At 59.1% G+C, this 25,590-nt stretch carries 26 protein-coding genes; 14 read left to right on the forward strand and 12 right to left on the reverse strand.

The features are described 5' to 3' along the window. Nucleotides 1-15 precede the first annotated feature (15 nt). On the forward strand, nucleotides 16-1,320 hold the full coding sequence (preA, locus tag AC2TDJ_RS03085; protein WP_480839123.1) for an NAD-dependent dihydropyrimidine dehydrogenase subunit PreA: 1,305 nt from the start codon (nucleotides 16-18) through the stop codon (nucleotides 1,318-1,320). Between the two features lie 58 nt (nucleotides 1,321-1,378). Here the strand turns inward: preA and AC2TDJ_RS03090 are convergent, their stop codons facing one another. Then, entirely contained in the window at nucleotides 1,379-1,987 is a 609-nt protein-coding gene (locus AC2TDJ_RS03090; RefSeq protein WP_480839125.1) for a TetR family transcriptional regulator C-terminal domain-containing protein, read from the reverse strand. Between the two features lie 170 nt (nucleotides 1,988-2,157). Here AC2TDJ_RS03090 and AC2TDJ_RS03095 point away from each other — a divergent pair, with 170 nt between their 5' ends. From AC2TDJ_RS03095 to AC2TDJ_RS03135, 9 genes are all read left to right on the forward strand, one after another. After that, entirely contained in the window at nucleotides 2,158-3,408 is a 1,251-nt protein-coding gene (locus AC2TDJ_RS03095) for a Zn-dependent hydrolase (protein ID WP_480839127.1), read from the forward strand. A 92-nt stretch (nucleotides 3,409-3,500) separates the two neighbouring features. Next, on the forward strand, nucleotides 3,501-4,955 hold the full coding sequence (hydA, locus tag AC2TDJ_RS03100) for a dihydropyrimidinase (RefSeq protein WP_480839129.1): 1,455 nt from the start codon (nucleotides 3,501-3,503) through the stop codon (nucleotides 4,953-4,955). A gap of 55 nt (nucleotides 4,956-5,010) precedes the next feature. Next, nucleotides 5,011-5,808, forward strand: a complete 798-nt coding sequence (locus AC2TDJ_RS03105; protein ID WP_480839131.1) for an ABC transporter ATP-binding protein — start codon at nucleotides 5,011-5,013, stop codon at nucleotides 5,806-5,808. Between the two features lie 24 nt (nucleotides 5,809-5,832). Beyond that, the gene (locus tag AC2TDJ_RS03110) at nucleotides 5,833-6,765 is read left to right on the forward strand and encodes an ABC transporter permease (protein ID WP_480839133.1); all 933 of its coding nucleotides are present in this window, start codon (nucleotides 5,833-5,835) and stop codon (nucleotides 6,763-6,765) included. Then, entirely contained in the window at nucleotides 6,762-7,607 is an 846-nt protein-coding gene (locus tag AC2TDJ_RS03115; RefSeq protein ID WP_480839135.1) for an ABC transporter permease, read from the forward strand. The genes AC2TDJ_RS03110 and AC2TDJ_RS03115 overlap by 4 nt, the downstream gene beginning before the upstream one ends. Nucleotides 7,608-7,667: 60 nt before the next feature. Next, nucleotides 7,668-8,657: an ABC transporter substrate-binding protein gene (locus tag AC2TDJ_RS03120; RefSeq protein ID WP_480839137.1), complete on the forward strand. Its 990-nt coding sequence runs from the start codon at nucleotides 7,668-7,670 to the stop codon at nucleotides 8,655-8,657. A 156-nt stretch (nucleotides 8,658-8,813) separates the two neighbouring features. Continuing rightward, nucleotides 8,814-9,527 (forward strand): ABC transporter permease, encoded by a 714-nt coding sequence (locus tag AC2TDJ_RS03125; RefSeq protein ID WP_480839139.1) that lies wholly within the window; start codon nucleotides 8,814-8,816, stop codon nucleotides 9,525-9,527. Continuing rightward, the gene (locus AC2TDJ_RS03130; RefSeq protein WP_480839141.1) at nucleotides 9,520-10,254 is read left to right on the forward strand and encodes an ATP-binding cassette domain-containing protein; all 735 of its coding nucleotides are present in this window, start codon (nucleotides 9,520-9,522) and stop codon (nucleotides 10,252-10,254) included. The genes AC2TDJ_RS03125 and AC2TDJ_RS03130 overlap by 8 nt, the downstream gene beginning before the upstream one ends. 21 nt (nucleotides 10,255-10,275) lie before the next feature. Beyond that, on the forward strand, nucleotides 10,276-11,091 hold the full coding sequence (locus AC2TDJ_RS03135) for an ABC transporter substrate-binding protein (protein WP_480839143.1): 816 nt from the start codon (nucleotides 10,276-10,278) through the stop codon (nucleotides 11,089-11,091). A 54-nt stretch (nucleotides 11,092-11,145) separates the two neighbouring features. Here AC2TDJ_RS03135 and AC2TDJ_RS03140 read toward each other — a convergent pair whose 3' ends face one another. From AC2TDJ_RS03140 to AC2TDJ_RS03185, 10 genes are all read right to left on the reverse strand, one after another. Beyond that, nucleotides 11,146-12,018, reverse strand: coding sequence for a substrate-binding domain-containing protein (locus tag AC2TDJ_RS03140; RefSeq protein WP_480839145.1), 873 nt, complete (start codon nucleotides 12,016-12,018; stop codon nucleotides 11,146-11,148). Further along, nucleotides 12,019-12,144 (reverse strand): hypothetical protein, encoded by a 126-nt coding sequence (locus tag AC2TDJ_RS03145; protein ID WP_480839146.1) that lies wholly within the window; start codon nucleotides 12,142-12,144, stop codon nucleotides 12,019-12,021. 13 nt (nucleotides 12,145-12,157) lie between these two features. Beyond that, the gene (locus tag AC2TDJ_RS03150; RefSeq protein WP_480839148.1) at nucleotides 12,158-13,420 is read right to left on the reverse strand and encodes a c-type cytochrome; all 1,263 of its coding nucleotides are present in this window, start codon (nucleotides 13,418-13,420) and stop codon (nucleotides 12,158-12,160) included. Further along, on the reverse strand, nucleotides 13,421-14,623 hold the full coding sequence (locus AC2TDJ_RS03155) for a formate dehydrogenase subunit gamma (RefSeq protein ID WP_480839150.1): 1,203 nt from the start codon (nucleotides 14,621-14,623) through the stop codon (nucleotides 13,421-13,423). It lies immediately after the preceding gene. Between the two features lie 73 nt (nucleotides 14,624-14,696). After that, entirely contained in the window at nucleotides 14,697-15,290 is a 594-nt protein-coding gene (gene fdh3B / locus AC2TDJ_RS03160) for a formate dehydrogenase FDH3 subunit beta (protein ID WP_170742543.1), read from the reverse strand. A gap of 12 nt (nucleotides 15,291-15,302) precedes the next feature. Continuing rightward, nucleotides 15,303-18,197 carry a formate dehydrogenase subunit alpha gene (locus AC2TDJ_RS03165; protein ID WP_480839153.1) on the reverse strand — a complete coding sequence of 965 codons (2,895 nt, stop codon included), beginning with the start codon at nucleotides 18,195-18,197 and terminating at the stop codon, nucleotides 15,303-15,305. 105 nt (nucleotides 18,198-18,302) lie between these two features. Continuing rightward, nucleotides 18,303-18,491, reverse strand: coding sequence for a ubiquinol-cytochrome c reductase iron-sulfur subunit N-terminal domain-containing protein (locus AC2TDJ_RS03170; RefSeq protein WP_480839155.1), 189 nt, complete (start codon nucleotides 18,489-18,491; stop codon nucleotides 18,303-18,305). Between the two features lie 61 nt (nucleotides 18,492-18,552). After that, a complete protein-coding gene (locus AC2TDJ_RS03175; RefSeq protein ID WP_480839157.1) occupies nucleotides 18,553-19,164 on the reverse strand; it encodes a TorD/DmsD family molecular chaperone in 612 nt (203 codons plus the stop codon). A gap of 3 nt (nucleotides 19,165-19,167) precedes the next feature. Beyond that, on the reverse strand, nucleotides 19,168-19,740 hold the full coding sequence (locus tag AC2TDJ_RS03180; RefSeq protein WP_480839159.1) for a DUF3306 domain-containing protein: 573 nt from the start codon (nucleotides 19,738-19,740) through the stop codon (nucleotides 19,168-19,170). Continuing rightward, the gene (locus AC2TDJ_RS03185) at nucleotides 19,737-20,291 is read right to left on the reverse strand and encodes a DUF3305 domain-containing protein (RefSeq protein ID WP_480839160.1); all 555 of its coding nucleotides are present in this window, start codon (nucleotides 20,289-20,291) and stop codon (nucleotides 19,737-19,739) included. The genes AC2TDJ_RS03180 and AC2TDJ_RS03185 overlap by 4 nt, the downstream gene beginning before the upstream one ends. A 259-nt stretch (nucleotides 20,292-20,550) precedes the next feature. Here AC2TDJ_RS03185 and AC2TDJ_RS03190 point away from each other — a divergent pair, with 259 nt between their 5' ends. Further along, nucleotides 20,551-22,506: a 4Fe-4S binding protein gene (locus tag AC2TDJ_RS03190; RefSeq protein WP_480839162.1), complete on the forward strand. Its 1,956-nt coding sequence runs from the start codon at nucleotides 20,551-20,553 to the stop codon at nucleotides 22,504-22,506. On the opposite strand, the gene AC2TDJ_RS03195 is transcribed toward AC2TDJ_RS03190, so the two are convergent. After that, nucleotides 22,500-23,228 carry a c-type cytochrome gene (locus AC2TDJ_RS03195; RefSeq protein ID WP_480839164.1) on the reverse strand — a complete coding sequence of 243 codons (729 nt, stop codon included), beginning with the start codon at nucleotides 23,226-23,228 and terminating at the stop codon, nucleotides 22,500-22,502. The two genes, AC2TDJ_RS03190 and AC2TDJ_RS03195, sit on opposite strands and share 7 nt — an antisense overlap. A 129-nt stretch (nucleotides 23,229-23,357) precedes the next feature. Here AC2TDJ_RS03195 and AC2TDJ_RS03200 point away from each other — a divergent pair, with 129 nt between their 5' ends. The 3 genes from AC2TDJ_RS03200 to AC2TDJ_RS03210 are packed head-to-tail and all read left to right on the forward strand — an operon-like array spanning nucleotide 23,358 to nucleotide 25,590. Beyond that, complete coding sequence (locus AC2TDJ_RS03200; RefSeq protein WP_480839166.1) at nucleotides 23,358-24,419, forward strand: Mrp/NBP35 family ATP-binding protein; 1,062 nt, start codon at nucleotides 23,358-23,360, stop codon at nucleotides 24,417-24,419. Continuing rightward, complete coding sequence (locus AC2TDJ_RS03205) at nucleotides 24,416-25,114, forward strand: biotin/lipoate--protein ligase family protein (RefSeq protein WP_480839168.1); 699 nt, start codon at nucleotides 24,416-24,418, stop codon at nucleotides 25,112-25,114. The genes AC2TDJ_RS03200 and AC2TDJ_RS03205 overlap by 4 nt, the downstream gene beginning before the upstream one ends. After that, nucleotides 25,111-25,590, forward strand: coding sequence for a DUF6505 family protein (locus tag AC2TDJ_RS03210; protein ID WP_480839170.1), 480 nt, complete (start codon nucleotides 25,111-25,113; stop codon nucleotides 25,588-25,590). Before AC2TDJ_RS03205 ends, AC2TDJ_RS03210 begins: the two co-directional genes overlap by 4 nt.

The following is a 25,590-nucleotide window of genomic DNA, read 5'->3' on the forward strand; positions in this document are numbered from 1 at the left end:
GGGAAGGGAGAAGCCATGGCCGATCTGACGACAAACTTTGTGGGTATTTCCAGCCCCAACCCCTACTGGCTGGCCTCTGCGCCGCCGACCGACAAGGAATACAACGTCCGCCGCGCATTTGAGGCCGGTTGGGGCGGCGTCGTGTGGAAAACGCTGGGGGCCGAGGGGCCTCCGGTCGTGAACGTCAACGGTCCGCGCTATGGCGCGATTTACGGGGCTGATCGTCGCCTGCTGGGCCTCAACAACATCGAACTGATCACGGATCGTCCGCTTGAGGTGAACCTTGAGGAGATGGCGCGGGTCAAGGCGGATTACCCGGATCGCGCGCTGATCGCTTCGATCATGGTGCCGTGTGAGGAAGAGGCATGGAAAGCAATCCTGCCGCGCGTCGCCGAAACCGGCGCGGATGGGATCGAACTGAACTTCGGCTGTCCGCACGGGATGAGCGAGCGCGGCATGGGCTCGGCCGTGGGTCAGGTGCCGGAATATATCGAGATGGTCACCCGCTGGTGCAAGAAATACTATGACCGCCCGGTCATCGTGAAGCTGACGCCGAATATCACCGATATCCGCAAGCCTGCCACAGCTGCCAAGAATGGTGGGGCGGATGCAGTGTCGCTGATCAACACGATCAACTCGATCACCAGCGTCGATCTGGACACGTTCAGCCCCGAACCTTCCATTGATGGCAAGGGCAGCCACGGCGGCTATTGCGGCCCGGCAGTCAAGCCGATTGCCCTATCGATGGTGTCCGAGATCGCGCGTGACCCGGAAACCCACGGCCTGCCTATCTCGGGCATTGGCGGTGTCACGACGTGGCGGGATGCGGCCGAGTTTATCGCGTTGGGTTGCGGCACCGTGCAGGTCTGCACCGCAGCGATGACCTATGGTTTCAAGATCATCGACGAGCTGACGGCGGGGCTGTCGGAATGGATGGATGAAAAGGGATATTCCAGCATCGATGACGTCATCGGGCGCGCCGTGCCCAATGTCACTGACTGGCAGTATCTGAACCTGAACTACGTGGCCAAGGCCAAGATCGATCAGGATCAATGCATCAAATGCGGTCGTTGCTACGCAGCCTGCGAAGACACCAGCCATCAGGCGATTTCAGTTTCTCCCGACCGCGTATTCGAGGTGAAAGACGAAGAATGCGTGGCATGCAACCTCTGCGTCGATGTCTGCCCTGTTGAAGGCTGCATCTCGATGGTTCCGATGACTGCGGGAGAGGTTGACCCGCGTACGGGTGAGGTGGTGCAACCGCACTATGCCAACTGGACGACCCATCCAAACAACCCGATGGCCAAAGCTGCGGAATAGTTAGCGCCTGCAATGGCTTATGACGGGAAGTGAATGAGGGCTGTGCGGCAGCCCTTTTTCATGGTGTCAGCAGTTTTCGATACATCGTGTCGATGAACGGCTCGGCGCCTTCAAAGGGATCTTCGTCACCTAGGATCGCCCGTACCTGTACGTCAAAATCGGCGTAATGCTGGGTCAGCGCCCAGATCGAAAAGATCAGGTGATAGGGATGCACTCGCGCGATCTTCCCTTGGTCCATCCAGCGGGTAAGTATCCTGGTTTTTTCATCCACCAGACGTTTCAGATCATTCGACAGAGCATCATGAATGCGAGGCGCCCCCTGAACCAGTTCATTGGCGAACAGGCGGCTTTCTCGCGGTAATTCGCGGCTCATCTGAAGTTTGCGATGAATATACGACAGAATCTCCTGAAGAGGGTCGCCGTCTTCATCCAGATCATGCAGTGGGGCCAGCCAAGTCTCCAGCAAGCCAGAGAGCAGGGCGGTGTGAATCGCCTCTTTCGACGGGAAATAATACAGTAGGTTTGGTTTGCTCAGCCCCGCCTCGGCCGCGATCTGATCTACGGTCGCTCCGCGAAACCCATGCGCTGAAAACACGTTCAGCGCAGCTTCGAGAATCGCGGCGCGGTTCTTTTTTTGAATTCTCGTCGGTGCGCGGTCTTTGGGCATGTTTCCTGGTCGTCTCTTTTTCCGCCAAGCGGGCATCAAATATGCCGAATTTTACGGCGGCGCCATGCAATTTCTTGACTGATGTCGAACCCGTGATAGCGTGAGTTTGACCAGATGGTCAAATCAAGACACCAAAAGCGAGCCAAATCGCAAGCAACAGGGATAAGACAATGGCAGCTCCAGCTCAGAATCTCAGGATAAATGGCGACAGGCTATGGGACAGTCTGATGGAGATGGCCAAGATCGGCCCCGGTGTCGCGGGCGGGAATAATCGACAGACCCTAACGGATGAAGATGGCGACGGGCGCGCTTTGTTTCAGAAATGGTGCGAAGATGCCGGCTGTACCATGGGCCTTGATCAGATGGGGAACATGTTCGCGCGGCGAGAGGGGACCGATCCCGAGGCACTACCGGTTTATGTCGGATCGCACCTCGACACCCAGCCCACCGGAGGGAAATACGACGGCGTTTTGGGGGTATTGGGTGGGTTGGAGATTATTCGGACGCTCAACGACCTGGGCATCAAAACGAAGCATCCGATCGTGGCGACGAACTGGACCAATGAAGAGGGCACGCGCTATGCCCCGGCCATGTTGTCGTCGGGTGTTTTTGCCGGTGTTCACACGCAGGACTGGGCTTATGAACGTGAGGATGCAGAGGGCAAGAAGTTCGGAGACGAACTCAAGCGCATCGGCTGGCGCGGAGACGAGGAAGTCGGCGCGCGCAAGATGCACGCGTTCTTCGAGCTGCATATCGAACAGGGACCAATTCTGGAGGCCGAAGGAAAGGATATCGGTGTCGTTACACATGGCCAGGGCCTGAGCTGGACGCAGATCACGATAACCGGCAAGGATGCCCACACCGGTTCGACCCCGATGCCAATGCGCAAGAATGCCGGCCTGGCGATGGCCCGCGTGCTGGAAAAGGTCGACGAGATCGCCTGGTCCCACGCGCCCCATGCGGTTGGCGCGGCCGGGCATATCGAAGTGTATCCCAACTCGCGCAACGTGATACCGGGCAAAGCTGTGTTCACGGTGGATTTCCGTTCGCCCGAACTGCAGGTGATCAAGGACATGGAAAACCGCCTGCGTGTGGCGGCCGAGGATATTGTCGAAGACATGGGGCTGGAGATCGAATTCGAAAAAGTCGGCGGCTTTGACCCGGTGAAATTTGACGAAAACTGCGTGGCGGCCGTGCGGGATGCCGCCGAGCGGCTGGGTTATTCGCATACCAATATCATCTCGGGCGCCGGTCATGACGCCTGCTGGATCAACCGCGTGGCACCAACGGCGATGGTGATGTGTCCTTGCGTCGACGGGCTGAGCCATAACGAAGCCGAAGAAATCAGCAAAGACTGGGCCGCAGCAGGTGCTGACGTTCTGTTTCACGCTGTCGTTGAGACGGCAGAGATCGTCGAATAGGGGGCGCTGCCCCCGTCGCCCGGAGGGCGACTCCCCCGGGATATTTTTGGCCAGATGAAGCAAGCGGCGCAGACCGCATCAGGGAGTTTAAAATGAGTACTGTGATCAAGAACGGAACCATCGTTACCGCCGATCTGACTTACAAGGCGGACGTGAAGGTCGAAGAGGGAGTCATTTCCGAGATCGGACCCAATCTGAAGGGCGATAAGGAGTTGGATGCCACCGGATGTTATGTGATGCCGGGCGGGATCGATCCGCATACACATCTGGAAATGCCGTTCATGGGGACCTATTCCAGCGATGATTTCGAAAGCGGCACGCGAGCGGCGTTGGCAGGCGGCACCACGATGGTGGTCGATTTCGCGCTGCCCAATCCCGGTGAAAGCCTGCTGGATGCGCTCAAGCGTTGGGACAACAAATCTACCCGCGCGAACTGCGACTATTCTTTCCACATGGCGGTCACATGGTGGGGGGAACAGGTCTTTGACGACATCAAGACGGTGATCGAACAGCGCGGTATCAATACGTTCAAGCACTTCATGGCCTACAAGGGCGCCTTGATGGTCAATGATGACGAGTTGTTTGCATCCTTCAAGCGATTGGCCGAGCTGGGTGGTATCGCCATGGTGCACGCCGAAAACGGCGATGTGGTCGCCGAGCTTCAGGCCAAGCTGATGGCGGAAGGCAATACCGGCCCCGAGGCGCATGCCTATTCCCGCCCGCCGCAGGTCGAGGGTGAGGCCACCAACCGCGCCATCATGATCGCGGACATGGCCGGTGTACCGCTCTACGTCGTGCATACCTCCTGCGAGGAGGCGCACGAAGCGATCCGCCGTGCCAAGATGCTGGGCAAACGAGTGTGGGGCGAACCGCTGATCCAGCATCTGACGCTGGATGAAAGCGAATATTTCCACCATGACTGGGATCATGCCGCGCGTCGGGTCATGAGCCCGCCTTTCCGCAACAAGCAACATCAGGATAGTCTTTGGGCAGGTCTGCAATCCGGATCCTTGAGCGTTGTCGCCACCGACCACTGCGCCTTTACGACCGAGCAGAAGCGCTATGGCGTGGGCGATTTTACCAAAATTCCGAACGGGACGGGCGGCCTTGAAGACCGTATGCCGATGCTTTGGACACATGGCGTCGGTACAGGACGTCTGACGCCGAACGAATTTGTCGCGGTTACATCAACAAACATTGCCAAGATATTGAATTGCTATCCAAAAAAAGGTGCGGTTCTTGTCGGTTCCGATGCCGACCTTGTGGTTTGGGATCCTGAGAAGACCAAGACGATCAGTGCGGACACGCAGCAATCCTCGATCGATTACAACGTCTTCGAAGGCAAAGAGGTCAAAGGACTGCCGCGCTTTACACTGACACGCGGTCAGGTTGCCGTGCATGACGGTGAGATCCGTACTCAGGAAGGCCATGGTGAATTTGTTGCGCGCGAGCCGAACAGCCACGTCAACAAAGCACTGAGCACCTGGAAAGAGCTTACCGCGCCCCGGCCGGTGGAGCGATCAGGCATTCCGGCGACGGGCGTTTGAATTGTTGGGACCGCTGGACTGGCGGCCCGATTACCACTCTTTTCAAGGCAATGGAATGAACACTGAAAGTACCACCCAGCCTGTAATCGAGGCAAGGAAGCTGGACCTGACCTTCCAGACCAATGACGGGCCAATCCATGCGCTCAAGGACGTCAACCTGACCATCGACAAGGGTGATTTCGTCAGCTTCATCGGACCGTCGGGCTGTGGCAAGACGACGTTCCTGCGATGCGTCGCGGCCCTTGAAGCGCCGACTGGGGGTACATTGACCGTCAACGGTATGACGCCCGATGAGGCTCGACGGAACCGGGCCTACGGGTATGTATTTCAGGCGGCTGGCCTCTATCCTTGGCGCACCATTGCCAAAAACATCAAGCTTCCGCTTGAGATCATGGGCTACTCGTCAGCGGAGCAGAATGAGAGGGTTAGGAACGTTCTGGAACTGGTTGATTTGGAAGGATTCGGCGGTAAGTTTCCCTGGCAGCTTTCCGGCGGGATGCAGCAACGGGCCAGCATTGCGCGGGCTTTGGCGTTCGATGCGGATATTCTGCTGATGGACGAACCCTTTGGAGCATTGGATGAAATCGTACGCGATCACCTTAATGAGCAGCTACTGGCGTTGTGGGCGCGAACGGAAAAGACCATCGGTTTTGTGACGCATTCGATCCCCGAGGCGGTGTATCTCAGCACCAAGATCGTGGTGATGAGCCCGCGTCCGGGACGGATCACCGATGTGATCGACAGCCCTCTTCCGAAGGAGAGGCCGTTGGATATTCGCGACACGCCGGAATTCATAGAGGTTGCCCATCGCGTGCGCGAAGGCCTGCGGGCGGGGCATTCCTATGATGACTGACGGAACAGTGAAACCGGGGGTGCTATGAAGAACCTTGTGCCAATACTCGCGGTGCTCGCTGCGATCGTCGGGCTGTGGTACGCGGCGGTGGCGCCGATGAATATCCGCATCGCTTTGGATCAGGCAGAGAGGTCCGGAGAAACTGTTACGCCTGACACGTCGCGCGCGCGACGCGAACATTCGGTTTGGTACTTGATGGCGACCAATTCGGCGCAGATTTCACGGGGCTACGCGCTGGATCGTCCGCGTCTGCCGACTCCGGTGCAGGTGGGGCAGGAGTTGTGGAAAACAACCGGCGAGATGGTCGCCAAGGGTCGGGCATTTTCCAAGCGGTCCTTGATCTATCACGCGGGCATAACGCTTCAATCCACCCTGTGGGGTTTCCTTCTGGGGACAACGCTTGGCATTCTGGCCGCCGTCGCAATCGTCTATTCCCGCGTGGCGGACATGAGCCTCATGCCCTGGGCGATCATCAGCCAAACGGTCCCAATCGTTGCCCTGGCACCGATGATCATCGTGGTCAGTTCTCAGGTGGGTATCGAAGGGCGCGGAGTGCCAAAAGCCATCATTTCAGCTTACCTGTGTTACTTTCCCGTCCTTGTCGGGATGGTCAAAGGGTTGCGGTCACCATCGCCGCCGCAGTTGGATTTGCTGAAAACCTACAGCGCGTCGGGCGCTCAGGGGTTTTTCAAGCTGCGTCTGCCGTCGTCGGTGCCCTACCTGTTCACTTCGTTGAAGGTTGGTATTGCGGCCGCGCTGGTTGGTGCCATCGTTGGCGAGTTGCCGACCGGTGCGGTCTCGGGTCTTGGTGCCCGGATACTGATCGGCGATCAGTTCGGTACGCCTCTTGCGATTTGGGCGGCGTTGCTGGCGGCGGCTATTCTGGCCGGGTTGCTTGTCACTTTGCTGGACCTCCTGCAGCGTCTGGCGCTGCGTCGGATGGGGATGAACACATGACCTGGCTTTCGTTTTCCTTGCTGTTCTGGGGGCTGGCCTGGTGGGCCAATTACCGGGTCGCCATATCAAAATACCGCACGACCCGGGGGGCACGGGTTCTTGTTCCGGTGCTGTTCGGCGTGACCCTGCTGGTACTGTGGGAAGGGTTGGTGCGCGGGCTCGACGTGTCGCCCGTCATCTTGCCGCCGCCCTCCGACGTGGCGGACGAGTTCATCAGGTCCTCTCACATCCTTTGGGAGGATTTCAAGCAAACCGTATTCAAAGGCGCGCTGACAGGGTTTGCCATCGGATGTACAACTGCATTTGCTTGTTCGATTGCCATAGACCGGTCGTCTTTTTTGACCCGAGGCCTGCTGCCCATCGGGAACTTTGCCGCCGCCCTTCCCATCGTCGGCATCGCACCAATTCTGGTGAGCTGGTTTGGTTTCGACTGGCATTCCAAGGCTGCGGTTGTCGTGGTGATGGTGTTTTTCCCTATATTGGTCAATACTGTGCAGGGCCTGCGTGAGGCAGACGCCATGCAGCGTGATCTGATGCGGACATATGCTGCCGGTTATTGGCAAACCCTGCTGAAACTGCGCTTGCCGGCCGCGATGCCATTTGTCTTCAATGGGCTGAAGATCGCGACGACGCTGGCTTTGATCGGGGCTATCGTGGCCGAGTATTTTGGCTCTCCGACGCGCGGGATGGGTTTTCGCATCTCCACCGGTGTCGGCAGTCTGGAAATTGATCTGGTCTGGGCTGAAATCACCGTGGCGGCGCTGGCCGGGACAGTGTTCTACGGACTTGTCGCGGCCATCGAAAAGACGGTGACATTCTGGCATCCGTCGCAGCGTGGATAAGAAAAGGAAATTCAACAGACCCCGGTAACGGGGCACAACAAGCAACTAGGAGAAATGAAGATGAACAAGCTACTCAGCGGGGCGGTTGCCGCCTTTAGCCTGGCAGCCAGCGCGGCGCTGGCAGCGGACGAGGTGACACTGCAATTGAAATGGGTCACTCAAGCGCAGTTCGCAGGCTATTACGTGGCCAAGGATAAGGGATTCTATGAAGAAGAAGGGCTGGACGTCACCATTCTGCCGGGCGGTCCAGATATCGCGCCGACACAGGTGATAGCTGGCGGTGGCGCTGACGTGACCGTGGAATGGATGCCAGCCGCGCTGGCGGCGCGCGAAAAGGGCCTGCCGCTGGTCAATATCGCGCAACCGTTCAAAAGCTCGGGCATGATGCTGACCTGCTGGAAAGACGCCGGTATTTCCACTCCCGAAGACCTCAAGAACCGTACCTTGGGGGTCTGGTTCTTCGGCAACGAATTCCCGTTCATGAGCTGGATGAGTCAACTTGGCATCGACACAGGCGGCAAGAGCGATAACGGCGTCGAAGTCCTGAAGCAGGGCTTTAACGTAGATCCTCTGCTGCAACGTCAAGCCGATTGCATCAGTACCATGACCTACAACGAATACTGGCAGGTCATTGACGCGGGCGTCAGCCCGGACGAACTTGTCACCTTCAAATACGAAGACCAGGGCGTCGCGACGCTGGAGGACGGTCTTTATGTTCTGGAAGAAAACCTGGGCGATGCCGCCTTTGTCGACAAGATGGAGCGATTTGTCCGCGCCTCGATGAAGGGCTGGAAATACGCCGAGGAGCATCCGGATGAGGCGGCCGACATCGTTCTTGAAAACGACGCAACCGGCGCCCAGACCGAAGAGCACCAGAAACGCATGATGGGTGAAATTGCCAAGCTGACGGCCGGTTCAAACGGCGCGCTTGATCCTGCGGATTTCGAACGTACGGTCGAGACATTGCTGGCAGGCGGCTCTGACCCTGTTATTACCAAGCAGCCCGACGGCGCCTGGACTCATCAGATTACGGATGCTGCGCTGAACTGATAGCGACCCCAGTAGGACCAGGGAACGCGGCCCCGAATGTGGGCCGCGTTTCTCATTTCAGATGTCGGAAATGTTCCTGTACTTGGTGTGGAAACAGGTTAGTATTATTCTGAAATTTATGGCATTTCACGCAGAATGCTTTGTCAACGGTAGAAAATGCAGGGATTTGCAACTGAATTCAGCTCGGCATTGACTCTGATCCTGAATGGCGACTCAGAGCTGTGGGCAATTGTGCTGCTGTCACTGGAAGTTTCCATCTTTGCAGTCCTGATTTCGGCCTTGATCGGGATGCCTGTTGGCGCTGCCTTGGCGGTTTCCCGGTTTCCGGGGCGGCGGGTCTTGATCGTTTTGATGAACGCCTTGATGGGGTTCCCTCCGGTGGTTGTCGGCCTGCTGGTCTATTTGATGCTGTCGCGCTCGGGCCCGCTGGGTGTGCTGGAACTGCTTTACACTCCGACCGCCATGATTATCGCTCAGGTGGTTTTGGTCACTCCGATCATTGCTGCTCTGACTCGGCAGGTGGTCGAGTTGCTCGCCGAGGAGTACGCCGAACAGTTGCGGTCTTTGGGCGTGTCCCGTCTGGCCTCGGTTCCGGTCCTGCTGTGGGATGCCCGTCTGGCGCTGGTGACTGCGTTGTTGGCCGGTTTTGGGCGCGCGATCGCAGAGGTCGGCGCGGTGATCATCGTTGGCGGGAATATCAACCACGTCACACGTGTGATGACGACGACGATTGCACTGGAAACGTCCAAGGGCAATCTGGCACTGGCGCTTGCGCTGGGGGCCATCCTGATTGGCATTGCCATAGCCGTGAACGCATTGGTCAGCAGCTTGAGCCTGCGTGCCGAGCAAGAGGGGTTGCGTCATGCGTGATCTGGTAACCGGCATTTCTGACGGGCTTGAGGTTCAGGGATTGCGCATCGCGCGTAAGGGCAAGATTTTGCTGGATGTCCCTCGGCTGATGCTGGATGGACCCGGTCCGACATTGATCCTAGGTCCAAACGGGTCAGGCAAGAGCCTTTTGCTGCGGTGCCTGCACGGCCTGATTTCGCCGGGTCGTGGAAAAGTGCTGCAGAACGGCACGCCGTTAAACGCGGATCACAAGGCGCGACAGGCCATGGTGTTTCAGAGCCCGGTGTTGTTGCGTCGGTCGGTCGCTGCAAATCTGGATTTTGTTCTGAAGCGTCGGGGGCTGTCTCGCGCGGAACGAAAACTGAAAATTGCCGACTCATTGTTCGAAGGCGGGCTGGACGACAAAGCGCGTCAGGCCGCGAGATCGTTGTCAGGGGGCGAGGCGCAACGGCTGGCTATTCTGCGCGCGCTGGCAACCGGGCCCGAGACGCTGTTCTTGGACGAGCCAACCAGTGCACTGGACCCTGGTGCGACGCAAAAGATCGAAGACATGATCCTGCGGGCTTCCGAGCGTGGTGTGCGGGTTGTGATGGTGACGCATGACATCGGGCAAGCCCGCCGATTGGCGGACGATGTGGTGATGATGCAAGGTGGGCAAGTGGTCGAACACGGCGCGGCCCGACAGGTGCTGGAGAAGCCGTCAAGCCCGGCGGCACGCCGATATCTGGCTGGCGGGTTGGTCACGTAATTCAAACACACGGAGAAATCGATGTTCCGCGCAACACTCAGCGCTGTCATGATCGCGCTTGGCCTAGCAGCTGTGCAGGCTGTGGCCGAAGAACCGTTCATCGTTGTCCAATCGACGACTTCGACACAGAACTCCGGTTTGCTGGATTACATCTTGCCGGGGTTTGAGGCCGAGACTGGGATAGATGTCCGCGTGGTTGCCGTCGGTACGGGTCAGGCGATCCGAAATGCGATCAACGGAGACGCGGACGTTCTTCTTGTTCATGCCAAACCGGCCGAAGAACAGTTTGTCGCCGATGGCTGGGGCGTTGAACGTCTGGATGTGATGTATAACGACTTTGTCCTTGTCGGTCCGAAGTCTGACCCGGCAAAGGTCTATGGCGGCGATGATATTGTGGCCGCACTGACAGCCATTGCGCAGGCCGAGGTTCCGTTTGCCTCGCGCGGGGATGACAGTGGAACCCATAAGGCCGAGATGAGCCATTGGGCCGCGACTGGCGTCGATCCGACCGGAGCATCCGGCACCTGGTATCGCGAGACGGGATCGGGAATGGGCGCCACGCTCAACGTCGCCAGTGGAATGGGGGCTTATACGCTGACCGACCGGGCGACGTGGCAATCTTTCGGAAACAAAGGCGCTTTGGATGTCATGATCGAAGGCGATCCACGCTTGTTCAACCAATATGGTGTGATCCTTGTGAACCCTGAAAAGCACGCCGGTGTCCGGGCGGCGGCTGGGCAGCGGTTTATCGATTGGTTGACCGGGCCTGACGGCCAGGATGCAATCGCGTCCTACAGCCTTGACGGAGAACAGTTGTTTTTCCCGAACGCGCAGTGACCGGGGCCTGTTCCCCCGCACGCTGCCTGAAAGCTTTGGCAGCTACAGAGTTTATCAGCCACTTGCGCCGTTGTGATGGATTTGGCCCAACCCGTTGATGTCGTACCCGCCAAGTTCTGTTGCACGGGTCAAAAAGCGGTCGTTTTGCAGAAAGCTCAGGAGCTTTTGCATGGGCGCGTCAAAATACGCGCGTCGCCAGATGGCCAGATCCAACCTTTCGATGTGGGTGGGGACAAAGGTTAAGCCATGAAACCGGGCGAGGGCGCCCAGACCAAAACCGGCCTCGGCCTTGCCGTCGCGCAAAGCAGTGGCAAGTTCCTCTTCGGTGCGGGCACAGTCGGGCAGGGGGTCAAGATCGGCGCGGCTCAGCCCATTTGCCGTAAGCTGGGCGTCGAACAGGTGCTGGCTGGCGGCGCTGTCCTGCCGCAGGATAACTCTGCGACCCTTGAGGTCCTGAAAACCTGAAATGCCATCAGTACCCGGCGCCAGCAGCAGACCTCGCTGACGTTGAGCGACTTCGAACAAAACTACTGGCGCCTCGCCAAGGGCATCGCGCAAGGATTGTGTGTTGAACCCGTCGCTTTCGTGGATGTGAAGTGCCGCAGCCTGGGCATTGCGGTCATTCAATCGGTTGAGCCCATCAAACGAACCGTCATAGTAAGTCGCCAGCCCCGACCCGCTTTCGCGCAATGCCCAGTCCAACAAGGGGTCATGGCTGCCTGCAACAATTGGCGGCAACGGCGGCTCGGCGACCTGTGGCCCGGATCGGGACGCGTTCAGCCAGGCAACGATCTCGGCCTTGGGGAAAAGCAGTTTACCCATCGCCCGAACGCACGGGATTTCACCCGAGGAAGCGAGGTCATAGGCTTTCCGCTCGCCGATGCGCAGCAGATCGGCCAGTTCACGGGTGGTCAGATACTGGGACATTCAGTCGAGACGCACAGCCGAACCTGTGCCCGCATCCGCCGCGCTGAAACCAATTTGGTTCAGCACATAGGGGGCTGCGACGGTTATCACTGCCATCGCTGCGACGGCGGCAAGAAAGGCTTTCATAGTCTCCTCCGGCTCAGTCCTCGGGCGCTGTGGCGCGCCGCAGAAAGGCAATCAGATCGATCCGGTCCTGAGGGGCCGTGATCCGCTGCATCGGCATCTTTGACCCCGGAATGTAGTGATCCGGTCCTTCATCGAACAGGGCGTTTATCGTGTCTTCATCCCAAATGATATCAGAGTCTTGCAGGATGTCCGAGTACAAATATCCCGCCACGGAACCCGCCGGTCGCCCAAAAACTCCATGCAAAGTAGGACCCGCCCGCCTTTGTCCGTCGGGGGTCAGGCTATGGCAAATCGAGCACTTGCGGGCGAATTGCCGTTCGCCGTTCTCCATCTCTTCGGGCTGCTTCAGGAATTCCGGTTGGTCCGAGGCCATCTGTGTATGGTCCCCGAGCGAAGCAACAGGCCAACTGTACATTGCTTCATCGATACCTCCGGCGTGAATATTCTGACCATCGGTTGAAAACGCCAGTGCCCAGACCGGCCCTCGCAGCGTTGCCCTAAAATCCTGTGCAATGCGCCAGTCTGCCGTGTCAATCACCATGATGTACCCTTGGCCATCTCCCACGGCCAGCATCCGACGATCCGGGCTGAGCGCCAATGCGAGGATCGGACGACGTCCAAGGGTAAAGTCTCGTTCCTCTCCGGTCGTCAGATCGCGAATTCGGGTGACGCCATCAACGGCCCCGTAAGCGATCCAATTGTCATGCGGGTTCAGAATAAGTTCGTTGATGCCGAATCCGTGCTCGACCAACTTTTCGCGCTCGTGCCCGGTGCTCACGTCCCAAAGGCGCAGAGCCCCGTCCATGCCAGCCGAATACAGTTGCGACCCATCTGGCGAGAAGACGACCGCATTCACACCGCTGCCGGTTGGGCCGAGTGACTTGGAATCGGAGCCGTCGATGGACCAAACTCCGATGGTTCCGTCCCAACTTGCTGTTGCGACATGGGTCTTGGACGCGGCGATTTCGACAATTTTGCCCGCGTGCTGTCCAACGACCTGTCCGCCGGGCCAGCGCCTCAAGGTAAAGTCATCACCAGCCGAGTAGACTGCTGTTCCGTTGAAAACGACCGTGTTGACGGCTGCCTCGTGGCCTTCCAGCCATTCGGGTTTGCGTTCGGACCAAATACCGACCGAATTGTCGAAACTGGCCGTCGCAATTCGCCCATCTGACGAGGTGGCGATCCCCATGATCGGGCCGCCATGCCCCTTCAGGGTATAGAATTCGGCCGATGCAGGCAGAGGCAGCAACGCCAGAACACACAGCAGAGTGCGCATTTATTCTGCGGGCGAAGCCGCACTCTTGCCGGCCTCGTCTTCCTGCACCTCTTCCAGCCAGAGCGCGTGATGCTCGCGCGCCCATTGCTCCTCGACTTCGCCGGAGCCCATAGCGTCGAACGCACCTTCCATTCCAACCGAGCCGAGGTAGATGTGGGCTATGATGATGGCAATGAAAACATAGGCAATCATCACGTGCCAGACTTGCGCGTATTGCATTTCTTCCTGCGGCGACATTTGCACCGGCAGGTTCAGGCCCAGCATCTGGGGAAGGCCAGTCGCGTTGGCGATTGAGAAGGTCTTGGCAAACAACGGCATCTCGAACGGGAACAGCAGTGACAGGCCGGAAAGGCTGATCGAGACACCCAGAAGGATGCACAGCCAGAAGATGATTTTTTGCCCGGCATTGAATTTCTTGGCGGGTGGATGGCTGCCTTTGGTGAACAGGCCTCCTCCGGCTGCAAGCCATCGAAGGTCAGTGCGGTTCGGTATGTTATGGGCGACCCAGTTCACCGTGATGATGATCAGACCCAGCATAAAGGCCCAGGCAAGGTTGTTATGCAGCCATTTGCACGCTTGTGCGATGGTGGCGAAGCCTTCCTTGCCGAAGATCGGGATCAGGAAATCGCGCCCATAGAGGGTCAGCAACCCGGTAAGGCCAAGGATCAGGAAAGAGCCAGCGAACAACCAATGTCCGAACCGCTCAAAACCGGAAAATCTGGTAACTGTGCGTCCCGTCTTGTTGCCGTCGATCCGGATTTTCCCCCGGATCAGGAAGAACAGAAGCAAGACAACCAGCATTCCGCCCAGAATGTATGTACCATATTCACGCAACGGACCCGTGCGGAAATTCAACCACCACATTCCACCGTCCTGAATCAAAACACTGGCCGCAGGCCCTTTGGACGAGACGGTAACATCAGCGGAACCGTAGCGCAGAGCGCGGTACACATCGCTGTCCGAGGCGACACCGCGCGTTCCAAGCTGGCCCAGCAGACCCTCTGCATTGCCTTGCCCGGTGTTTTCGGATCGATAGCTGTTGTCCACCTTCTCGCCGCGCTGTCGGGCCAGAATATCTTCCAAAGTCGTCGCGCCTCCTGTCGCGGCGCGTTCGTCTGGGGGCGGCGCTGGGGTTTCTGACTGGGCCAGAGCGGCTTGAGTCATCCCTAGCGAGAACAGAAAAGCGATGAAAAGGCGGAACATCTGAACCTCGGTCAAAATCCCTGATCAGGCGACCCACGATTGCGGGTCGCCTGTTTGGTTCAAGAAAACGGTCTTAGCCGTCCTTCTGGTCGTAGGCCGTGCCCCAACCCCAGGCGCCCGAGCCAAACCCGCGCGCAACGACGCGTTCGCGGTAGATGGCTGACACCACGTCGCCGTCGCCGGCAAGCAGGGCCTTGGTGGAACACATCTCGGCGCAGATGGGCAGTTTGCCCTCGGCGATCCGGTTGCGACCGTATTTTGCGAACTCTGCGGTCGAGTGGTTTTCCTCGGGGCCGCCGGCGCAGAAGGTACATTTGTCCATCTTGCCGCGCGATCCGAAGTTACCAGCCTGTGGGTATTGCGGCGCGCCAAAGGGGCACGCATAGAAGCAATAGCCGCAACCGATGCACAGGTCCTTGGAGTGCAGGACGACCCCTTCTTCGTTCTGATAGAAGCAGTCGACCGGGCACACCGCCATGCAGGGCGCATCCGAACAATGCATGCAGGCCACCGAGATCGAGCGTTCGCCCGGGTTGCCGTCATTGATCGTCACCACCCTGCGGCGGTTGATGCCCCATGGGACCTCGTGCTCGTTCTTGCACGCGGTGACGCAGGCGTTGCACTCGATGCAGCGTTCAGCGTCGCAGAGAAACTTTGCTCTAGCCATTAATCGTCCTCCTTACGCTGCCGAGATCTTGCAGAGAGTCGCTTTGGTCTCCTGCATCTGGGTCACTGAGTCATAGCCATAGGTCTGGGCGGTGTTGGAACTTTCGCCCAAGACATAGGGATCGGCTCCTGCGGGATATTTGTGCCGCAGATCCTCGCCCTGAAAATGGCCGCCGAAGTGGAAGGGCATGAAGGCCACACCGGCACCGACCCTGTTGGTCAGCATCGCCATCACCTTGACCTTGCCGCCTTCGGGACCTTCGACCCAGACCTGTTGCCCGTCACGAATACCAAGGTTGTTGGCATCGCGCGGGTTGATCTCGACGAACATGTCCTGCTGCAGCTCGGCCAGCCACGGGTTTGATCGGGTTTCCTCACCGCCGCCTTCATATTCGACCAGACGACCTGACGTCAGGATTATCGGGTAATCCTTTGAAAAGTCGTTCTTCTGGATCGAAGCATAAAGGGTGGGGAGGCGATAGGCCTGACGGTCCTCATAGGTCGGATAGTCCTCCACCAGATCGCGCCGGTTGGTATAGAGCGGCTCGCGATGCAGTGGGATCGGATCCGGGAAGGTCCAGACGACCGCGCGGGCTTTGGCGTTCCCGAAGGGCGCACAGCCATGCTCGATCGCGACCCGCTGGATGCCGCCCGAAAGGTCGGTTTTCCAGTTGGTCTCTGGTCCCGCAACGGCGTCAATGGCCGCGCGTTCCTCGGCCGTCAGGTCACCGTCCCAGCCAAGGTCCATCAGCATCTGCATCGTGAATTCGGGATATCCATCCTGAATTTCCGACCCAACGCTATAGACCCCTTCGGCCAGCAGGTTGTCGCCATCGCGTTCCACGCCGAAACGGGCGCGGAAGGTCAAGCCGCCTTCGGCCACCGGTTTGGACATATCATAGAGGTTTGGTGTCCCCGTATGACCCATTTCCGGTGTTCCCCAGCAGGGCCAGGGCAAACCGTAGTACTCGCCGTCGTTCGGGCCGCCAATGGCCTGCAGCGTGGTTCTGTCGAACGTGTGCTGGTTGGCCATGTGGCTTTTCAGACGTTCCGGCGACTGACCGGTATAGCCGATGGTCCAGAGGCCCGAGTTGAACTCACGCGTGATGCTTTCAACATTCGGGGTTTCCGGGTCGTCCATCTCGATATTGCGGAAGAACCGATCCGCCCAGCCGAACTTGTTGGCGAACTTGGCCATGATGACCTCGTCCGGCAGGCTTTCGAACAGCGGATCCACCACCTTGTCACGCCACTGCAGCGACCGGTTAGATGCCGTGACCGAGCCACGGGTTTCGAACTGCGTACAGGCGGGCAACAGGTAAACGCCATCGGTGCGGTCATGCAGAACGGCCGAGACAGTGGGATACGGGTCGATCACGACCAGCATATCCAGCTTCTCCATCGCCGTTTTCATCTCCGGTCCCCGAGTTTGCGAGTTCGGAGCATGACCCCACAAGACCATGGCGCGGACGTTGTTGTCCTGATCCATGTTCGCCGGGTCTTCCAGAACACCGTCGATCCAGCGAGAGACCGGGATGCCGCGTTCGTTCATCAGCGGCTTGTCCTTGCCTTCCTTGTCCTTGATCGTGGCGAACTGACCTTTCAGCCAATCGACATCTTCACCCCAGACACGGCTCCAATGTGCCCATGCGCCGTTCGACAGGCCGTAGTAACCAGGCAGAGTGTGGGACAGAACACCAAGGTCCGTCGCGCCCTGCACGTTGTCATGGCCACGGAAGATGTTTGTGCCGCCACCCGAGGTGCCCATGTTGCCAAGCGCAAGCTGAAGCACGCAGTAGGCACGGGTGTTGTTGTTGCCGTTGGTGTGTTGCGTACCACCCATGCACCAGATCACTGTGCCGGGACGGTTGTTGGCCATGGTGCGTGCAACACGCTTCAGCTGCGAGCCAGGGGTGCCGGTGACGCGTTCGACCTCATCCGGGTTCCACTTGGCAACTTCTTCGCGGATCTGGTCCATGCCCCAGACACGGGTGCGGATGAACTCTTTGTCCTCCCATCCGTTGTCGAAGATGTGCCACAGGATACCCCAGATCAGCGCAACGTCTGTGCCGGGGCGAAACCGCACATATTCATCCGCATGCGCTGCGGTGCGCGTAAAGCGCGGGTCGCAGACGATCAGCGGGGCGTTGTTCTGTTCCTTTGCGCGCAGAACATGCAGCAACGAGACGGGGTGCGCCTCGGCCGGGTTGCCGCCGATGATGAAGATGGCCCGAGAGTTATGGATGTCATTATACGAATTGGTCATGGCGCCGTAGCCCCATGTATTCGCAACACCCGCAACAGTGGTCGAGTGGCAGATACGGGCCTGATGGTCCACGTTGTTCGTGCCCCAATAGGCGGCGAACTTGCGGAACAGATAGGCCTGCTCGTTGTTATGCTTCGCCGAACCCAGCCAGTACACGCTGTCCGGCCCGGATTCCTCGCGGATGCTCATCATGCCGTCGCCGATCTCGTTGATCGCCTCTTCCCAGCTGATGCGCTTCCACTCGCCACCTTCCTTTTTCATCGGATACTTGAGGCGGCGCTCACCGTGGGCGTGCTCGCGGACCGAGGCCCCCTTGGCGCAGTGCGCACCCAGATTGAACGGGCTGTCCCAACCGGGTTCCTGCCCGATCCAGACGCCGTTCTGCACCTCGGCGACGACAGTACAGCCGACCGAACAGTGGGTGCATACGGATTTGATATTCTCAACGGCGGTGTTCGCCGCTGTCTGGGCGCTGGCTGGCGTTACGGTTCCACCCGTGGCGCTGATCGCGGCAAGGCCGCCGATCGTCAGGCCCGAGCCACGCAGGAATGCGCGGCGATCGACGGTTTTCTCGCCGATTTGGGACAGGATACTTGTCCGCTGGGGGCGTCTCGCAACCCCGTTGGTCTTTTTCCTAAGCATTTCCTTCCTCCCTTGCTCGCCATGTAAGCCATGGCTGGCTTGGTACTGCTGGTGCCGACATCAGGGCCAATCGCAACCGTCCGTCGGTTAGTGACATCGTCCGGGTCAGAACCGGGCGCTGTCGAGGTAGGCGCGCGTGTGCGCGGTATCCTGAATGCGGGTTTCATCCGTCGGCGATTCGGCCGCTTCGGCTTTCCCGGTCAGGCTGGCTGCGGCGACGGCAGCGGGAGCTGCGGTTCCGGCCAGTTTCAGGAAGTCACGGCGCGTGGCACCTTCTTCCTTGGTCTTGCTCATGGGTTCCTCCTTTCCCATTTGCGAAGTAGCGTCAGTTCAGACGCTGGCGAATGGCAGCGGATCACACTGCCGTCATCCGGAACGCTTCCCTCTCGATCTCCATGAAAATGCGTCCGGCGGTACCGACGGATGCATAAAGGACCGAGTTTTCGGCAGCTTCCAAATCCGAGTAGAAATGTGCGGCCCACGGGCCGATGTGCTTGTTCCAGAACGTTTTTTGCTCTTCCAGTGAGGCAGGGGCGCCAAAGCGGCCGATAATCGTCCCCGCCATCATTTCCATCAAGGATGCGATGTTGTCCTCGGGTTCATAGACATTCTTTGCCCGAGTGATCCCACGCGCGGCCATGTCATTGCGCAGCTGGGCCAGAGGTTTCTCGTTCAGGAAACCGGTCAGGTAGAAACTGGCATAGGGCAGCAACTCACCTCGTCCCAGCCCGATGAAAAGCGCGTTAAATTCCCGCTCTGCCGCCGCTGGCTTGGTCACCTTGGCCACGCGGGACATGGCCTGAATGGCCTGACCCAGATCGGTGTCGTCGCCGGTCAGACCGGATACCTGATCCAGCAGCATCTGATCAGGCGGGGTCGCCAGAAGCAGCCCGAGAAAGTTGTAAAAATCCGCGCGCAGGCGATCCTCGGCCGAGACATCCAGATTTGGCGCGTTATCTGCGTTCATACGTTATCCTTCGAATTCAAATTTCATGCGGCGCGGGGCAGGGGGCAGTCCGGCCTCGTCCGGCTCCTCCGCTTCGGCAACCAAAACAGGTTCGGGTGCTGGGTCTTCATCCAGTTCCGGTTCCAGTTCGGCATCCGGCGCTTCGGGTTCGTCTTCCGGCGTTACTTCCTCCGCTTCGGCCGCCAAGGCTTCGACATGGGTCAACATCCCTTTACCGACCTGATAGGCAGTCTGGAGGTTCTCGATAACACAGGCGGCGTCCGTATAGTCCTCGCCGTAGTCGACCAGGCCGTCCACATTTGCCAGAACCGGGTTCAACCGCCATAGACGACGCAAGGCGCGACGACGCAAACGGTCGGGAACGGCCTTTGCCATGAAGCCCGAGACATCGTCGCCCACTTGCAGTTGGTCGGGGTCTGGCAGGTTCAGCTCAGCCAGAATCTCAGTATCACTCTTTTCTTCCAATTCGGCCTGTTGGGCGGACAGCGCTTGCGTTTCGACGGCTTCGCGATCAGCCTGAGCTTCGGCCTGAACGGCGGCCTTGCGGCGGGACCAGAAATCGCGGGCTTCGGTCATTGCACGACCCTCCGCGGCGCGCGATAGACGTCCGTTGCCTGCCGGATGCGAGCATCCCCGCGGCCGTCTTCGACCAGATCAACGCACTTCTTGTCACGGCGACGTTTGACGAAAACCTCATCCCGGTGATGCTGCAGGGTGAAATCTCGCACCCAGGCAATGAGCCCGTCACTCATGGGGATCTTCTCGACGATCTCTTCACCGGTATCGGCGTAATCCTGACCTTCGAATGGAGAAGCCGTGATCAGAACGGCGTTCAGCGGAGTATCTCCGTCCAACTCATCCCGCAGGACCAGATAGATTGAGGGCTGCCCATCTGAAAGGTTTACCATGTAGGCTTCGGTCTCATCTGCCCAAAGGGTAAGGGGCAGGGTGACCGCATGGTATTCCACGGCCTCACCCTCGCGGCGCAATTCCTGCCAGTCTGCAGGCCCTGCACCGGGTAACGCAGCTACGGCACGCCAGTTCCACTTTGCCCAGCGAGTGACCCCGGGCGTTTTGCGTACGATGACGCCAATCGGCATTTCGATCTGACTTGCGGCCTTGGCCACGCTTCCTCCCCGAAAAGGCTCTCCCCTGCCTTTTCTGTGATGTACTATGGTACACAATACGGTCACGTGCCAAGACCTCACAGGCAGGGATAGGTCGCGTTCACTAATTATTTATTCGTTTTTGTCTCCTGTTCTGATGAGCGAGGCCAGGCGTGATGAAAAATAGTGCATAAATTCGGGTTTCTTCGCCACCTTCGCATTGCCACTAACCGGATAAGGTCTAATCTGCATTGGATGGGGTAATTGCGCGGGGAGAACGATGGCGGTGAAGATTTTGCTATGCGATTGTGCGGGGACGCAATCTTTGAACCCCGATGCGATTTCTTCGGCCTGCGGGACTACCTGCACCAGGGTGCACACGGCCCTATGCACGCGTGAGTTGGAGGTGGCGGCGAACCTGTTGCAGCAAGGTGAACCCACGGTGATCGCCTGCGGACAAGAAACGCAGGTTTTCAGCGAGCTGGCGGAGGAGCTGGATGTTGATCTGCCGGGTTTTGTCGATTTACGCGATCGGGCGGGATGGTCCGAACAAGGCGGCGAAGCTACGCCAAAAATGGCGGCCCTCGCCGCGGAAGCTCTGCTGCCTCGGCCCGAAACCCCCAGTGTCGATGTGATCAGCGAAGGCACATGTTGCATCATCGGACCGGGCGACGTTGCATTCGAAATGGCCGATCTCCTTTCCGATAGTCTGGCTGTCACTGTTCTGGTCACAGATGCGGCCGAACCGATGAGCCGCGCATATGATGTCGTGCGTGGCCGGCTGCGCGACTTAACGGGCGCGCTGGGCGGCTTCGTCCTACGTCTGGATCAGGTTCAGCAGTTAGAGCCCGGCGGGCGCGGTGCTTTTGGGTGGAGCGCACCCCGGGACGGCGCCACGTCACGCTGCGATATTATTGTCGACCTGACGGGTGACACGCCTCTGGTCTCTGCGCCGGAGAAGCGCGAAGGCTATCTTCGCGCGGATCCTCGCGACGCGGTTGCTGTGGCGAAAATGGCCCTTGAAGCCGTCCAACTCGTCGGCACGTTCGAAAAACCGCTTTACGTGCGGTTGGACGAATCCCTCTGCGCCCATTCGCGGGCCGAGCAGGTGGCGTGTTCCAATTGCCTGAACGTCTGCCCGACCGGAGCGATAACGCCTGCGGGCGAGCATGTTGCGATTGATCCCATGATCTGTGCGGGCTGCGGGGAATGCGCCGCCCTGTGTCCCTCGACGGCAATCACATACGAAGACCCGCCGGTCTCGTCCGTCTTGTCGCGGATGCATATCCTGGCCCGCACCTACCGCCGCGCGGGTGGGGCGGCACCGAGATTGTTGGTTCATGACGGCCATGGGGCCGAGATGATCCGGATGGCGGCGCGGTTTGGCCGGGGTTTACCGGCCGATGTCATTCCGCTGGAACTGAATGGTGTGTCGGGGTTCGGGCATGCGGAAATGCTGGCCGGTTTGGCGCATGGATTTGCACGCGTGGATGTTCTGCTGTCTCCTCAAACCGAACGCGATGCGCTGAACCGGGAATTGCCACTGGCGCAGGCCATTGCCGGGGAAGCGGCACTGAGCCTGATTGACGTCGACGACCCCGATGCGATGTCAGACATTCTTTACGCGCAGGACATGCCGTCACCTTTGACGGAACCTGTCTTGCCGCTGGGCAACCGGCGACAAATCGCACGGCTGTCAGCCCAAGCATTGAATCCGGGGGCTGAAGCACCGTTGCCCTTGCCCGAAGGGTCTCCTTACGGCGCAATCGCCGTGAACACGGACACCTGCACCCTGTGCCTGAGCTGCGTGTCCCTTTGCCCATCGGGTGCGTTGATTGACAACCCGGACAAGCCGCAGCTTAATTTTCAACAAGATGCCTGCTTGCAGTGCGGCCTCTGTCGCACAATCTGTCCGGAACAGGCCATAACACTGGTGCCACAGTTTGACCTGAGTGACGCAGCACTATCGCAACGGGTGCTGAATGAGGAAGAACCTTTTGCATGCATTGAATGTGGCGCCTTGTTCGGAGTGAAATCGACCGTCGAACGGGTCATGGAGAAACTCTCGGGCACGCATCCTATGTTTGCCACGTCGGAACAGGCAAGGATGATCCAAATGTGCGACAACTGCCGTGTGAACGCGCAGTTCCATAGTCAGGACAATCCATTTACATCGAAACCAAGGCCGCCCGTTGTGACCACCGAAGATTATTTTTCAAAGCGCAAGGATCACTGAAACTGCAAAGGTGCACCCAGATCGGCAGCGCTGAGGGCGGCGACGAAGGCGAGGATCGCTTCCAGGTCGTCCATCGTCATCTCGACCGGATGGATAGGTGAGGGCCGGTCTATGGCAAACGGTGGGGTGACGTCCTTGATCTGGGTGAAGGCAGGGTGCGGGTTCAGGGCAAAGAAGGCCTGAAACCGCTCGGACCAGTCCGGCATCGCGCGCAGGACGGCAAAGGACGGGGTCGATCCCAGCCCGTTCATCCGGTTTTGCGGTCCGATCACGTGGCATCTGCCGCAATGGGTCATCGACAGTTTTTCGCCTAAGGTCACATCGCCGTCGACGTTTTCCTTTTCCACGACCGCAGCGATCTCAAAACTTGCGGTGAACGGCGCGCCCTGCGGTGGAGTGAAACTTTCGACCGTGCGCTTTCCGATATCGGACAACAACCAATCGCGAAACCGGATCTGGCGCGCATTGTCTTCGGTCCGCAAGTGGTAGACAACGCCGTCTCGGGCAAAAACAGGTTCGCCGGGCGGTGCGGGAGACAACGACATTTCTCCGTTTTCTTCTGCGACAACGCGTATCCCGGTCTTGAGAGAGAAGCGCGGAAGGATATGTTGCAAAAGACCGGAGCTTGATACTTCGTCAGGGGCTGCAAGCCCAAGCGCCTCCTGCGACAAGGAAGGGCTGGCAGAGAGCGTCAGGCTCAGGCACAAGAGGACAAAGCGCATGGCCCAGCCTAACGGGCACCGGTCAAATGCGTCAAATGAACTGAATCAGACGGAGACACATGCAATGAGCGGCGACGGATTTTTGTCGATACGCAATGCCCCCACCGGGCCGATCAAGGGGAAGGGCGCATGAGCATCCGTGACGCAGTTCTGGCGAACCTGAAAAAGATCACCGACCCGGTTTCCGGTCAGGACATTGTAAGCGCCGGCATCGTACGCGCGTTGAACGTGGATGGCGACACGGTGCGGTTTGTGCTGGAGATCGATCCTAAACAAGCCGAGAAGATGGAACCGGTTCGTGCCACTGCCGAAAAGGCGGCGCAGATGGTGGATGGGGTGACCAAGGTCTCGGCCATGATGACGGCGCATTCGGACAAGGCACCGCCGGATTTGAAGCCGAAGCCAAAGCCGTCGCAAACCGGGCCACAGGCCGTTCCCGGTGTGGACCGGATCATCGCTGTTGCTTCGGGCAAGGGCGGTGTGGGCAAATCCACCGTATCGGCAAATCTTGCCTGTGCTCTGGCTGCCGAAGGACGGCGTGTGGGACTGCTGGATGCGGATGTCTACGGTCCGTCGCAGCCTCGGATGCTGGGCGTCTCGGGACGTCCGGCCAGCCCGGATGGCAAAACGATTCTGCCGTTGCGCAACCACGGTGTCACGATGATGTCGATGGGTCTGATGACCAACGAAGGACAGGCGGTCGTCTGGCGTGGCCCGATGCTGATGGGCGCGCTTCAGCAGATGATGAACCAGGTTCAGTGGGGCGCACTGGATGTGCTGATCGTGGACCTGCCGCCCGGCACCGGCGACGTGCAACTGACGCTGAGCCAGAAGTTCAAGGTGGACGGCGCCATCGTCGTCTCGACCCCTCAGGACGTGGCGCTGATCGACGCCCGCAAGGGGATTGACATGTTCAACCAGCTCAAGACACCCATCGTCGGGATGATCGAGAACATGTCCACCCACATCTGCTCGAACTGCGGGCATGAGGAACACGTCTTTGGTCACGGCGGCGTTGCATCCGAGGCTGAAGCGCTGGGCGTTCCATTGTTGGGTGAAATTCCGCTGCATCTGGACATCAGGGTAGCGGCAGATGGTGGCGCGCCGATTGTGGTTAGCAAGCCCGACACGCCGCAGGCCGAGGCCTTCCGAAAGATTGCCCGCGACATGATCTCCAAAGATTACGCATGAGCGAACCGGTCTTTCCCCCTTTGCTGACGGGCCATCCGGTTCAGGGTGGGGAGGACCCATTCGACCGGGCGCAGGCCATGGCAGCGCTGGGCTGCGACTCTGGCGCCGTTGTTTATTCCATTCAGGCCGATCGCCTGAGGGTCGCCATCGTGTTTGCGCCCGAGGTTCCACTGGCCGACGCCATGGCGATGCTGCCACTGTGTGCCGTGGGATTTCAGAACGCACTTGGCGCACTCGCGCCGCCTGAGGTTGCTGTGCATCTGGGCTGGGATGGGCTGATATGCGTTAACGGTGCGCGGTGCGGCCGGTTTCGCGCTGTTGCATCGAACAATGCGCCAGACGCGATGCCGGACTGGCTGGTGATCGGTTGGGAACTTGCCTTGTTGCAGACCAGCGACGCGCCGGGCGAGGCACCGGACGTCACAGCCCTTTACGACGAAGGATGCGCCGACGTATCTGCCCCGCACCTGGTCGAAAGCTGGTCGCGCCATATGCTGACCTGGCTCAACCGCTGGCAGGAGGACGGCAACGCGCCGCTGCATGCCGAATGGATGGGTCTGCTGCGCGGCGTTGGCGAGCCGATCAATGGGCAAGGCGTGTTCCTTGGCACCGATGAGCGGTTTGGTATGTTGATCCGCGACGGTGCAGAAACACATCTGCGCCCGCTGACGGAATTGCTGGAGGACACGAGATGAAACTCGCACGTGCCATTCATTTCGATGAAAGCGATATGAACGTCTTCCACTCGCCGGCCCGCACCGGTGAGTGGTGCATCTCGGGCGGGTTCGAGTTTTCGAATTGGGGCGAGGGCGATCTTGAAGGCAAGGCGCGGCAGGCTTTCGCAAACGGATGGCTGGGGTTGGAGACCTTTGGACGTGCGACTTTCGTGGCCGTGACCCAAATAGAACCGGCTGAGCAAGAACAGATCACCCGGTATCTGGCCGAGCACTTCGTGCAGTTTTACGGCGCACCATCGGTCGAGGCTGCGATTGATGTGGCTCAGGCAGAATTGGCGCATATGTCGGAATTGTGCGAAGACCACGCGCCGAACACATTGTTGACCGTGTCGCGCGAATTGACCGGGGCAGGGGTACACGAGGCGTTCCGTGTGATCGCTCCGCAGGATGCCCAACTGGAAGCGCTGGCCGTGCATGGGTCTTTGGACGAATAG

The sequence above is a fragment of the Ruegeria sp. HKCCD6647-2 genome, from assembly GCF_057221075.1.

Bases quoted from the DNA above. Each gene is read 5' to 3' on its own strand.
- preA (WP_480839123.1), top strand. From the start codon at position 16: ATGGCCGATCTGACGACAAACTTTGTGGGTATTTCCAGCCCCAACCCC.
- AC2TDJ_RS03090 (WP_480839125.1), bottom strand. From the start codon at position 1,987: ATGCCCAAAGACCGCGCACCGACGAGAATTCAAAAAAAGAACCGCGCC.
- AC2TDJ_RS03095 (WP_480839127.1), top strand. From the start codon at position 2,158: ATGGCAGCTCCAGCTCAGAATCTCAGGATAAATGGCGACAGGCTATGG.
- hydA (WP_480839129.1), top strand. From the start codon at position 3,501: ATGAGTACTGTGATCAAGAACGGAACCATCGTTACCGCCGATCTGACT.
- AC2TDJ_RS03105 (WP_480839131.1), top strand. From the start codon at position 5,011: ATGAACACTGAAAGTACCACCCAGCCTGTAATCGAGGCAAGGAAGCTG.
- AC2TDJ_RS03110 (WP_480839133.1), top strand. From the start codon at position 5,833: ATGAAGAACCTTGTGCCAATACTCGCGGTGCTCGCTGCGATCGTCGGG.
- AC2TDJ_RS03115 (WP_480839135.1), top strand. From the start codon at position 6,762: ATGACCTGGCTTTCGTTTTCCTTGCTGTTCTGGGGGCTGGCCTGGTGG.
- AC2TDJ_RS03120 (WP_480839137.1), top strand. From the start codon at position 7,668: ATGAACAAGCTACTCAGCGGGGCGGTTGCCGCCTTTAGCCTGGCAGCC.
- AC2TDJ_RS03125 (WP_480839139.1), top strand. From the start codon at position 8,814: ATGCAGGGATTTGCAACTGAATTCAGCTCGGCATTGACTCTGATCCTG.
- AC2TDJ_RS03130 (WP_480839141.1), top strand. From the start codon at position 9,520: ATGCGTGATCTGGTAACCGGCATTTCTGACGGGCTTGAGGTTCAGGGA.
- AC2TDJ_RS03135 (WP_480839143.1), top strand. From the start codon at position 10,276: ATGTTCCGCGCAACACTCAGCGCTGTCATGATCGCGCTTGGCCTAGCA.
- AC2TDJ_RS03140 (WP_480839145.1), bottom strand. From the start codon at position 12,018: ATGTCCCAGTATCTGACCACCCGTGAACTGGCCGATCTGCTGCGCATC.
- AC2TDJ_RS03145 (WP_480839146.1), bottom strand. From the start codon at position 12,144: ATGAAAGCCTTTCTTGCCGCCGTCGCAGCGATGGCAGTGATAACCGTC.
- AC2TDJ_RS03150 (WP_480839148.1), bottom strand. From the start codon at position 13,420: ATGCGCACTCTGCTGTGTGTTCTGGCGTTGCTGCCTCTGCCTGCATCG.
- AC2TDJ_RS03155 (WP_480839150.1), bottom strand. From the start codon at position 14,623: ATGTTCCGCCTTTTCATCGCTTTTCTGTTCTCGCTAGGGATGACTCAA.
- fdh3B (WP_170742543.1), bottom strand. From the start codon at position 15,290: ATGGCTAGAGCAAAGTTTCTCTGCGACGCTGAACGCTGCATCGAGTGC.
- AC2TDJ_RS03165 (WP_480839153.1), bottom strand. From the start codon at position 18,197: ATGCTTAGGAAAAAGACCAACGGGGTTGCGAGACGCCCCCAGCGGACA.
- AC2TDJ_RS03170 (WP_480839155.1), bottom strand. From the start codon at position 18,491: ATGAGCAAGACCAAGGAAGAAGGTGCCACGCGCCGTGACTTCCTGAAA.
- AC2TDJ_RS03175 (WP_480839157.1), bottom strand. From the start codon at position 19,164: ATGAACGCAGATAACGCGCCAAATCTGGATGTCTCGGCCGAGGATCGC.
- AC2TDJ_RS03180 (WP_480839159.1), bottom strand. From the start codon at position 19,740: ATGACCGAAGCCCGCGATTTCTGGTCCCGCCGCAAGGCCGCCGTTCAG.
- AC2TDJ_RS03190 (WP_480839162.1), top strand. From the start codon at position 20,551: ATGGCGGTGAAGATTTTGCTATGCGATTGTGCGGGGACGCAATCTTTG.
- AC2TDJ_RS03195 (WP_480839164.1), bottom strand. From the start codon at position 23,228: ATGCGCTTTGTCCTCTTGTGCCTGAGCCTGACGCTCTCTGCCAGCCCT.
- AC2TDJ_RS03200 (WP_480839166.1), top strand. From the start codon at position 23,358: ATGAGCATCCGTGACGCAGTTCTGGCGAACCTGAAAAAGATCACCGAC.
- AC2TDJ_RS03205 (WP_480839168.1), top strand. From the start codon at position 24,416: ATGAGCGAACCGGTCTTTCCCCCTTTGCTGACGGGCCATCCGGTTCAG.
- AC2TDJ_RS03210 (WP_480839170.1), top strand. From the start codon at position 25,111: ATGAAACTCGCACGTGCCATTCATTTCGATGAAAGCGATATGAACGTC.